General features: G+C 36.9%; 8 protein-coding genes. All 8 read left to right on the forward strand.

Annotated elements, in window-relative coordinates; translation table 11 throughout:
- Nucleotides 1-28 precede the first annotated feature (28 nt).
- Entirely contained in the window at nt 29-2557 is a 2529-nt protein-coding gene (secA, locus tag GJE18_RS02220; RefSeq protein ID WP_107368849.1) for a preprotein translocase subunit SecA, read from the forward strand.
- Nucleotides 2558-2581: 24 nt separating this feature from the next.
- Nucleotides 2582-3686 (forward strand): peptide chain release factor 2 gene (gene prfB, locus GJE18_RS02225; protein WP_165886070.1). Its coding sequence is split into 2 segments (ribosomal slippage): nt 2582-2653 and nt 2655-3686, totalling 1104 coding nucleotides; the frame shifts between segments, so codons are not numbered across the junction.
- A 79-nt stretch (nt 3687-3765) separates the two neighbouring features.
- Nucleotides 3766-4644 carry a COG3942 and LysM peptidoglycan-binding domain-containing protein gene (locus GJE18_RS02230; protein ID WP_060550605.1) on the forward strand — a complete coding sequence of 293 codons (879 nt, stop codon included), beginning with the start codon at nt 3766-3768 and terminating at the stop codon, nt 4642-4644.
- A gap of 133 nt (nt 4645-4777) precedes the next feature.
- Nucleotides 4778-5419, forward strand: a complete 642-nt coding sequence (locus tag GJE18_RS02235) for a YfbR-like 5'-deoxynucleotidase (RefSeq protein ID WP_037567881.1) — start codon at nt 4778-4780, stop codon at nt 5417-5419.
- Between the two features lie 5 nt (nt 5420-5424).
- The gene (locus tag GJE18_RS02240) at nt 5425-5661 is read left to right on the forward strand and encodes a CsbA family protein (RefSeq protein WP_037567884.1); all 237 of its coding nucleotides are present in this window, start codon (nt 5425-5427) and stop codon (nt 5659-5661) included.
- A gap of 143 nt (nt 5662-5804) precedes the next feature.
- On the forward strand, nt 5805-7787 hold the full coding sequence (gene uvrB, locus GJE18_RS02245) for an excinuclease ABC subunit UvrB (RefSeq protein WP_165886071.1): 1983 nt from the start codon (nt 5805-5807) through the stop codon (nt 7785-7787).
- Between the two features lie 5 nt (nt 7788-7792).
- Nucleotides 7793-10642 (forward strand): excinuclease ABC subunit UvrA, encoded by a 2850-nt coding sequence (gene uvrA, locus GJE18_RS02250; RefSeq protein ID WP_165886072.1) that lies wholly within the window; start codon nt 7793-7795, stop codon nt 10640-10642.
- Nucleotides 10639-11043: a hypothetical protein gene (locus tag GJE18_RS02255; protein WP_060550608.1), complete on the forward strand. Its 405-nt coding sequence runs from the start codon at nt 10639-10641 to the stop codon at nt 11041-11043. The genes uvrA and GJE18_RS02255 overlap by 4 nt, the downstream gene beginning before the upstream one ends.
- Nucleotides 11044-11081: the final 38 nt, after the last annotated feature.

Raw genomic sequence — 11081 nt, forward strand, 5'->3', positions numbered from 1 at the left:
AGAGTTTATTGCTAAAGGAGCGAAATAAATGGGTTTTATAACAAAACTGGTTGAAGGTAATAACCGAGAAGTGAAACGTCTTGGAAAAATTGCTGATAAAGTCATTGCATTAGAAGAAGATATGGCAATTTTAACTGACGATGAGATCAAAGCAAAAACACGTGCGTTTCAAGAACAATTACAAAGTATTGAAGATAAAAGAAAACAAGATGATATGTTAGATGAGATATTACCAGAGGCATTTGCATTAGTTAGAGAAGCATCAAAACGTGTCTTCGGTATGATTCCTTATAGAGTTCAAATTATGGGTGGTATTGCCATTCATAAAGGTGATATTGCGGAAATGAGAACAGGTGAAGGTAAGACCTTAACAGCAACGATGCCAACGTATTTAAATGCACTCACAGGTCGAGGTGTACACGTTATCACAGTCAATGAATATCTTGCATCATCACAAAGTGAAGAAATGGCGCACTTATATGAATTTTTAGGCCTAACAGTTGGTTTGAATACAAACAATTTACAAACAGATGAAAAACGTGAAGCATATGCGCAAGATATCACTTATAGTACTAACAATGAACTTGGTTTTGACTATTTAAGAGATAACATGGTGAATTACAAAGAAGACCGTGTCATGCGTAAGCTGAATTTTGCGATTATTGATGAGGTTGACTCTATTTTAATTGATGAAGCACGTACCCCTTTAATTATTTCGGGAGAAGCGGAAAAATCAACATCATTATATACACAAGCGAATGTTTTTGCCAAAATGCTTAAAGCTGAAGATGATTACAACTATGATGTTCAAACGAAAGCCATTCAACTTACAGAACAAGGCATCGATAAAGCAGAACGCATGTTTAAATTAGACAACTTATATGATGTTAGACATGTGGATATCATTCATCATATCAACCTTGCGTTAAGAGCGCATTATACAATGGCTAGAGATATCGACTACATGGTTACTAATGGTGAAATCTTAATCGTCGATCAATTTACTGGACGTACAATGCCAGGGCGCCGTTTTTCTGAAGGGCTTCATCAAGCGATTGAGGCTAAAGAATCAGTTAAAATTCAAAATGAATCTAAAACTATGGCCTCAATTACATTCCAAAACTATTTCAGAATGTATAACAAATTAGCAGGAATGACAGGTACAGCGAAAACAGAAGAAGAAGAGTTCAGAAATATTTATAATATGACGGTAACTCAAATTCCAACGAATCGCCCTGTACAACGTGTGGACCATTCTGACCTCATCTATGTAAGTCAAAAAGGGAAATTTGACGCAGTTGTTGAAGAAGTAATTGAAAAACACCGTAAAGGTCAACCAGTCTTATTAGGTACTGTAGCAGTGGAAACAAGTGAATACATTTCTAATTTACTTAAAAAACGCGGTATTCGTCATAGTGTCTTAAATGCTAAAAACCATGAACGTGAAGCTGAAATCGTCGCTGATGCGGGTCAACGTGGTGCAGTTACGATTGCAACAAACATGGCTGGTCGTGGTACAGATATTAAATTAGGTGAAGGTGTAGAAGAGCTTGGTGGACTTGCCGTTATCGGGACTGAAAGACATGAGTCACGTCGTATTGATGATCAGTTACGTGGACGTTCAGGACGTCAAGGCGACCGAGGAGATAGTCGTTTCTATTTATCATTACAAGATGATTTGATGGTGCGTTTTGGTTCAGAGCGTATGCAAGCAATGATGAATCGTTTAGGCATGGATGACTCTACGCCAATTGAATCTAAAATGGTTTCGCGCGCTGTAGAATCAGCCCAAAAACGTGTTGAAGGTAACAACTTTGATGCACGTAAACGTATTCTTGAATACGATGAAGTATTGCGAAAACAACGTGAAATTATGTATGAAGAACGTAATCGTATTATTGATGATGAAAGCAGTTCAGAACTTGTTATCGAAATGTTGAAATCGACGTTACAACGTACGATTCAATATCATGTCAATGAAGATGCAGAAAATCCAGATTATGAACCGTTAATTCATTACGTAGAGGATGTATTCCTCCATGAAGGAGAATTAAAAGAATCTGAAATCAATGGTAAAGATCGTGAAGATATGTTTGATATCATTTGGGCTAAAATTGAACAAGCATATCAACGTCAAAAAGATGCATTGGGTGACCGTATGCCTGAATTTGAACGTATGATTTTACTACGTTCTATTGATGAAAGATGGACATCTCACATTGATACTATGGACCAATTAAGACAAGGGATTCATTTACGTTCTTATGGTCAACAAAATCCGTTACGTGATTATCAAAATGAAGGTCATGAACTTTTCGACATTATGATGCAAGGCATTGAGGAAGATGTAAGTAAATATATCTTAAAATCTGTAGTCACTGTTGAAGATGATGTACAACGTGAAAAAACAAAAGAGTTTGAAGGTCAACACGTTTCAGCTAATGATGGCAAAGAAAAAGTAAAACCAAAACCAATTGTTAAAGATCAAGAAATAGGACGTAATGAACCATGCCCATGTGGTAGTGGTAAAAAGTATAAAAATTGCTGTGGCAATTAAACTTTGATGATTAGGAGTACAGACATGGAACGATCTGAAATTAAACGTGTAATTGAAAATTTCGAGTCAAAACTCGATCAACTCAGGGGGTCTCTTTGACTTAGAAAAAAAAGAGACAGATATACAAGAATATGAAGAAATGATGGCGCAACCCAACTTTTGGGATGATCAAGCGAAAGCGCAAGAAATCATTGACCAAAATAATGCTTTAAAGGCAATCGTGACTACGTATCATGACATTAATAATGAAATCGAAGACATGAAAGCAACGTTTGAACTTTTGCAAGAAGATGATGATGAAGAACTCAAAAATGAACTGGAATCACTCGTTGAAAGCTATGGTACAACAATTGACCGCTTTGAGCCTCAACTTTTACTTGATGGTGAACATGATGCAAATAATGCGATTTTGGAGTTACATCCAGGTGCTGGTGGTACAGAATCGCAGGACTGGACAAATATGTTGCTCAGAATGTACCAGCGCTTTTGTGAACAACAAGGGTTTAAAGTAGAAATCGTTGACTATCAAGCTGGTGATGAAGCAGGAGTTAAGAGTGTGACGATGATTGTTAAAGGTCATAATGCTTATGGTTATTTAAAAGCTGAGAAAGGTGTGCATCGCTTAGTACGCATTTCACCATTTGATTCTTCAGGACGTCGTCATACATCATTTGCTTCATGTGATGTCATACCTGAATTCAATAATGAAAAAATCGAAATTGAGATTAATCCTGATGACATAACTGTCGACACGTTCCGTGCTTCGGGTGCTGGTGGTCAGCATATTAATAAAACAGAATCAGCAATCCGAATTACGCATCATCCGACTGGTATTGTCGTAAACAACCAAAATGAGCGTTCACAAATTAAAAACCGTGAAGCTGCAATGAAAATGCTAAAAGCGAAATTGTATCAACTTGAAATTGAGCAAAAAGAGCGTGAACTTGCTGAAATTCGTGGAGAACAAAAAGAAATTGGTTGGGGCAGTCAAATTAGATCGTATGTTTTTCACCCGTATTCTATGGTGAAAGACCATCGTACCAATGCGGAAACGGGAAATGTAAACGCGGTTATGGACGGAGAAATTGGGCCGTTTATAGATGCTTACCTTAGAAGCCAATTGAATTAAAATGTATAGAAACTTGGAGTGTGGACTTGAACGTAATACTCCAAGTTTTTCTATTTAGAAAGGAGTACAGAAAGAATCTATGTTACGAACTTATGTCATTGCGTTGATCGTTGCGAACACATCACTCACACAAAGTATTGATGTCCATAATCGTGCATCACTGAACGATTTGTCACAAAAAACAGGTATATCTGTTCAAGAATTAAAAAGTTTAAATCCCTCATATGGGCAACCATCGCAAACGATTAAAAAAATTCGTATCCCTAATAAACATGTTCATATTGTAGAAGAAGGTGATACCTTAAATCGTATTTTGGCACGTTATCATTTAACAACGCACACATTTTATCAATATAATCCGACCTTTAAAACATTAGTACCCAAACAACGGTTAGCGATATCTCCTAAAGGAGCCGCGTTGTTATTTCAACCACGACAGATACCAACGCCTACGATAGCATCTCCCTCGCGTACTTCCCAACCAAAACATCACACATCGTATCAAGATAGGTCACTTTCCACTTTAAATATTCTTCATAAAACAACAGCCTATTTCCAAGGAAACAAAACCTCCTCAAAAACACAGCCACCTATTAAAGATAAATCAACATTAAACTTTTTAAATCATAAATCAGATTCCTCGCAAAATTTATATTTACAAGGTCAATGCACGTATTATGCTTTTCAAAGACGAATGGCACTAGGACGTCCGATTCACAATCATTGGGGTGATGCCAAACATTGGTATGCACATGCGCGAGCCCAAGGATTTCATGTTTCAACGTCACCTCAAATAGGTGCAATCATGGTTTCGCAGGAAGGCCCTTTTGGGCATGTGGCCATTGTCGAAACGATAAAAAGCAATGCAATCGTCGTATCAGAAATGAATTGGGTGGCCCCTTTTGTCGTCAATCATCGCGTGATTGAATCATATGAACAATTTTATTTTATTCATTAAATTTGAATATTTATCGTACATTAATTTATATAGTGATAGAATCCTTCATTTTGTGTTATATTATCATCAAACTAGAAAAATACTTTCGCTTACGGTAATAGAACGGTTTCAAAACATTAAAGGAGGTCTGGTAATGGGTGTACATCAATATTTTAAAAGACTATCAGATTTAGAAAAACTAATTCGTTTGCCAGGTAAATTTAAATATTTTGAACATAATGTCGCTGCCCACTCTTTCAAAGTGACTAAGATTGCGCAATATTTAGGAACGGTTGAAGAATATCATGGCAAAGATGTTGATTGGAAAAGTTTGTATGAAAAAGCGTTAAATCATGATTTTGCAGAAGTGTTTACCGGAGATATCAAAACACCTGTAAAATATGCGAGTGGAGAATTAAAAAAATTATTTTCACAAGTTGAAGAAGAAATGGTGGATACCTTTATTACCGAGGAAATACCAGAACGATATAGAGCAATATATCGACAACGTCTTCAAGAGGGGAAAGACGATTCTTTAGAAGGGCAAATATTAGCAGTCGCAGACAAAATTGATCTTTTGTATGAAACTTTTGGGGAAATTCAAAAACGTAATCCAGAACCTCTATTCTTTGAAATTTATGAAATGAGTTTAGAAACAATTATGCAATTTGATCATTTGCATGCGGTTCAAGATTTTATTGAAAACATCATTCCTGAGATGTTAACAGAAAAATTCATACCTCGTACAGAATTACGAGAAATGACGATGCAAATTCTTAAAAATAGGAAAGTGTGATAATCATGATATGGTATATGTTAGCCGCATTCTTTCCATGTGTTCTCGTAGTTATATTTAGTGCAATCACGAGAAGCAAGTGGGTGGGCACACTCATTACACTTATTTTAATAGGTGCATCAGTATATAAAGAATTCTTTCACAATGAATGGATTATCTTTTTAGATGTTGTATCGTTATTAGCTGGCTATATTATTGTTGACCAGTTGCAAATTCATAAACAACAGGATAATGAAGGGTAAGATTTCCTTAAGAAAGGAATCTTATCCTTATTTGTGTTTAAGATAAGAAAAGTTAATTACTAAAATCCCGAACAGATGTTTGTACTTGCTGTGAAATTTTTGCTAAAATAAACTTACTATTGCGTTGAAAGGAGCGTACACGAATGGAGCATCATGCTTTTAAAATTGCATCCACATTTGATCCTCAAGGTGATCAACCTAAAGCGATTGCTGAACTTGCTAAAGGTATTAAAGAAGGTAAGCGTCATCAAACCCTTTTAGGGGCTACAGGTACCGGCAAAACGTTTACAATGAGTAATGTGATTAAAGAAGTCGGTAAGCCGACATTAATCATTGCACATAATAAAACATTAGCGGGTCAATTGTATAGTGAATTTAAAGAGTTTTTCCCTGACAATAGAGTGGAATATTTTGTAAGTTATTATGACTATTACCAACCAGAAGCGTACGTCCCGTCAACAGATACGTTTATTGAAAAAGATGCTTCTATCAATGATGAAATTGATCAGTTGCGTCACTCTGCAACAAGTGCATTATTTGAGCGTGATGATGTCATTATTATCGCAAGTGTGAGTTGTATTTATGGTTTAGGTAACCCAGAAGAATATAAAGATTTAGTGGTAAGTATTCGTGTGGGCATGGAAATGGATCGTAGTGAACTATTAAGAAAACTTGTTGATGTACAATATACACGGAATGACATTGATTTTAAACGGGGAACATTTCGGGTTAGAGGCGATGTCGTAGAAATCTTCCCAGCCTCTAGAGATGAGTTATGTATCCGTGTGGAATTTTTTGGCGACGAAATTGACCGAGTCAGTGAAATTAATTATTTAACAGGAGAAGTGCTACGTGAACGTGAACATTTTGCACTATTTCCAGCATCTCACTTCGTTACCCGCGAGGAAAAAATGAAGATTGCTATTGACCGTGTTGAAAAAGAATTAGCCACGCAACTTGAAAAATTGCGTAATGAAAACAAACTACTTGAAGCCCAAAGATTAGAGCAACGCACGAACTATGATTTAGAAATGATGCGTGAGATGGGATTTTGTTCAGGTATTGAAAATTATTCTGTGCATTTAACGTTACGTCCATTAGGTTCAACGCCGTATACGTTACTCGATTATTTTGGAGACGATTGGCTAATTATGATAGATGAGTCACATGTGACTTTACCTCAAATTAGAGGGATGTACAATGGTGATCAAGCGCGAAAAAATGTGTTAGTTGAACATGGTTTCCGTTTGCCAAGCGCATTGGACAACCGTCCTTTAAAATTTGAAGAATTTGAATCGAAAGCACGACAACTGGTCTATGTATCTGCTACACCTGGTCCTTATGAACTAGAGCATACGGATGAAATGGTTGAACAAATTATAAGACCAACTGGATTATTAGATCCGAAAATTGAAGTGCGACCGACAAAAAATCAGATTGATGATTTATTATCTGAAATACAAGAGCGTGTAGACCGTAATGAACGTGTGCTCATTACGACATTAACGAAAAAAATGAGTGAAGATTTAACAACATATCTTAAAGAAGCTGGGGTAAAGGTAAACTATCTCCATTCAGAAATTAAAACGCTAGAACGTATCGAAATCATTCGTGATTTACGTATGGGGACGTTTGATGTTTTAATAGGCATTAATTTATTAAGAGAGGGTATCGATATTCCAGAAGTGTCATTAGTTGTTATATTAGATGCAGATAAAGAAGGATTTTTACGTTCGGAGAGATCGCTCATTCAAACCATTGGACGCGCTGCACGTAATGATAAAGGTGAAGTGATTATGTATGCTGACAAAATCACTGATTCTATGCAATATGCGATTGATGAGACAGAACGACGTCGTAGTATACAAATGGCCTATAACGAAAAACATGGCATCACACCAACTACTATTAATAAAAAAATACATGATGTCATTAGTGCTACGGTTGAAACAGATGAAATCAATGATGACCACCGTAAAGAAGTCCCTAAAAAACTGACGAAAAAAGAACGAGAAAAAACGATTAAAAATATAGAAAAAGAAATGAAAGAAGCTGCAAAAGCGTTAGACTTTGAAAGAGCTACGGAACTCAGAGATATGTTATTTGAATTAAAAGCAGAAGGGTGAATAAAATGAAAGAACCGTCAATCGTTGTGAAAGGTGCTCGTGCACATAATTTAAAAAATGTAGATATTGAATTGCCGAAACATAAACTTATTGTCATGACAGGATTGTCAGGTTCTGGTAAGTCTTCTCTTGCTTTTGATACGATTTATGCAGAAGGACAACGCCGGTATGTGGAGTCGTTAAGTGCTTATGCCAGACAGTTTTTGGGTCAGATGGATAAACCTGATGTAGACACGATTGAAGGACTTTCTCCGGCAATTTCTATTGATCAGAAGACTACAAGTAAGAACCCTCGCTCAACAGTGGCGACAGTCACGGAAATTTATGATTATATTCGACTATTATATGCTAGAATCGGCAAACCTTTTTGTCCGAATCACGGCATTGAAATTGAATCACAAACGGTTCAACAAATGGCCGACCGTATACTTCAATTAGAAGAACGGACGAAAATTCAATTGCTCGCACCTATCGTGAATCATCGTAAAGGGACACATGAAAAATTACTCAATGATATTAGCAAAAAAGGATATGTACGGGTGCGCGTTGATGGGGACATCATGGATATAACGGCAGTACCTGAATTAGATAAGAATAAAAATCATACGATAGAAATTGTAGTCGATCGATTAGTTGTGAAACCTGGCATCGAAACACGTCTCGCAGATTCAATTGAAACCGTTTTAGAATTATCAGAAGGTCGACTCGTTGTAGATGTGATAGACGGAGAACAATTGGAGTTCTCTGAAAAACACGCCTGTCCAATCTGTGGGTTTTCAATTGGTGAATTAGAACCACGGATGTTTAGTTTTAATAGCCCATTCGGTGCATGTCCAACGTGTGATGGTTTAGGACAAAAGTTAACAGTAGATTTAGACTTGGTTGTTCCGGATAAAGAAAAGAGCCTCAATGAGGGGGCTATTTTAGCCTGGGAACCTACAAGTTCTGATTATTATCCAACACTTCTTAAACGCGTATGTGAAGTGTATAAAATTAATATGGATAAACCGTATAAAAAGCTCACCGAGCGTCAAAAAAATATTATTTTGTATGGATCTGGAGACAAGGAAATTACGTTTACTTTTAAATCCAAATTTGGCCAGTCGCGCAAAAGAACGATGGTTTTTGAAGGTGTCGTTCCTAATATTGAACGTCGCTATCATGATTCACCGTCAGAGTATGTTCGAGAAATGATGCAAAAATATATGGCAGAGCAAGTATGTGAAACGTGTCAGGGTCAGCGTTTAAGTAAAGAAGCGTTATCTGTCTATGTTGCAGGTAAAAATATTGGAGAAGTCGTTTCACAATCTATTCACGACGCATTACATTATTATCAAAATATCCAGTTGTCTAACCAAGATCAGCAGATTGCACGACTGATCTTAAAAGAAATCATTGCACGATTAGAATTTTTAAATAATGTTGGATTAGGATATTTAACGTTAAACCGTGCTTCAGGTACATTGTCAGGTGGCGAGGCACAACGTATACGCCTTGCGACGCAAATCGGTTCACGTTTGTCTGGGGTGCTCTATGTTCTTGATGAACCTTCAATCGGTTTACATCAACGTGATAACGATCGTTTGATTTCAACATTAAAAGATATGCGTGATTTAGGAAATACCCTTATCGTTGTTGAACATGATGAAGACACGATGATAGAAGCGGATTATCTTGTCGATATTGGTCCTGGAGCTGGAGAACATGGTGGTCAAGTGGTTGCAAATGGCACACCGAAACAAGTGATGCGAAATAAAAAATCGCTGACAGGTCAATATTTGAGTGGCAAAAAATTTATTCCTGTTCCAGAAGCACGACGTGACATTACAGAACGTAAAATTGAAATTAAAGGGGCACGCAGCAATAATTTGAAAAATGTTGATGTTGCTTTTCCGCTCTCTGTGATGAATGTCGTGACAGGTGTGTCGGGTTCTGGTAAAAGTTCTCTTGTAAATGAAGTGTTATATAAAGCATTAGCAAAGCAAATAAACAAATCTAAAGTACGTCCAGGTGCCCATGATGCGATTCACGGTGTAGATGAAATTGATAAAATTATTGATATTGATCAATCGCCAATTGGGCGTACACCACGCTCAAATCCTGCAACGTATACCGGCGTATTTGATGATATTCGTGATGTTTTTGCATCTACAAATGAAGCGAAAGTAAGAGGGTATCAAAAAGGGCGTTTCAGTTTTAACGTGAAAGGTGGCCGTTGTGAGGCGTGTAAAGGTGACGGTATCATAAAAATTGAAATGCATTTCTTACCTGATGTGTATGTACCTTGTGAAGTGTGCGAAGGCAAACGATATAATCGTGAAACATTAGAAGTCACTTATAAGGGCAAAAACATTGCTGATGTTCTAGCTATGACTGTTGAAGATGCAACATGCTTTTTTGAAAATATACCTAAAATTAAACGTAAATTACAAACACTTGTAGATGTTGGTTTAGGATATATTACACTTGGACAGCCTGCTACTACATTGTCTGGTGGAGAAGCGCAACGTGTTAAATTAGCCTCTGAATTGCATAAACGGTCGACCGGTCGCTCAATATACATTTTAGATGAACCTACAACAGGACTACACGTTGATGATATTAGTCGATTGCTTAAAGTGCTTAAAAAAATCGTCGATAACGGTGATACGGTTGTTATTATTGAACATAATTTAGACGTGATTAAAACAGCAGATCACCTTATCGATTTAGGACCTGAAGGTGGAGAAGGTGGTGGCACCATTTTAGCTACTGGGACACCTGAAGAAATTGCTGAAACAAAATCGTCCTACACGGGCAAATATTTAAAACAAGTTCTTGCGCGTGATAAAGCACGGATGGAGGGTGAGCTATGAAAGAGGCACAAATGAAAGTTTTAGAATTGTTAGAAGCGCATAAAATTTCTGTGGAGTCTGCGGCGATTTTATTGGATGCAATGTATGGGAAAACACATGAGCGTCAACAATCTGAGTGTAAAACAACCCAACACCAAGACATGTCATCGAAGTCTCCAAATCACTCAACAGAAAATCAGTCGCATTCACATCAACACGAACGTCAATCCGATTCTTCAATGGAAGACTTTATGAATCAAACATTGAAACAAGTCACATCTACATTAAAAAAAGCTACAGATAAAAAGAATGAGTCCTCAAAAAAAGACCGTGAACAAAATGATAGTGCCATGGATACGTTTAGCCAAATTGAAAAAACATTTCGTGATGTGACTGAAAAACTGAATAAGTATGGCAAATAGCTTTTAAATCACAGGGTGAGCGTTGAAAATAAGTCAAA

It is taken from the genome of Staphylococcus agnetis (assembly GCF_011466855.1).
GTDB lineage: Bacteria > Bacillota > Bacilli > Staphylococcales > Staphylococcaceae > Staphylococcus > Staphylococcus agnetis.

Excerpts from the sequence above, each read along its gene's own strand:
- GJE18_RS02235 (WP_037567881.1), top strand. The coding sequence starts at position 4,778 with ATGGGTGTACATCAATATTTTAAAAGACTATCAGATTTAGAAAAACTA.
- GJE18_RS02230 (WP_060550605.1), top strand. The coding sequence starts at position 3,766 with ATGTTACGAACTTATGTCATTGCGTTGATCGTTGCGAACACATCACTC.
- uvrA (WP_165886072.1), top strand. The coding sequence starts at position 7,793 with ATGAAAGAACCGTCAATCGTTGTGAAAGGTGCTCGTGCACATAATTTA.
- GJE18_RS02240 (WP_037567884.1), top strand. The coding sequence starts at position 5,425 with ATGATATGGTATATGTTAGCCGCATTCTTTCCATGTGTTCTCGTAGTT.
- uvrB (WP_165886071.1), top strand. The coding sequence starts at position 5,805 with ATGGAGCATCATGCTTTTAAAATTGCATCCACATTTGATCCTCAAGGT.
- GJE18_RS02255 (WP_060550608.1), top strand. The coding sequence starts at position 10,639 with ATGAAAGAGGCACAAATGAAAGTTTTAGAATTGTTAGAAGCGCATAAA.
- secA (WP_107368849.1), top strand. The coding sequence starts at position 29 with ATGGGTTTTATAACAAAACTGGTTGAAGGTAATAACCGAGAAGTGAAA.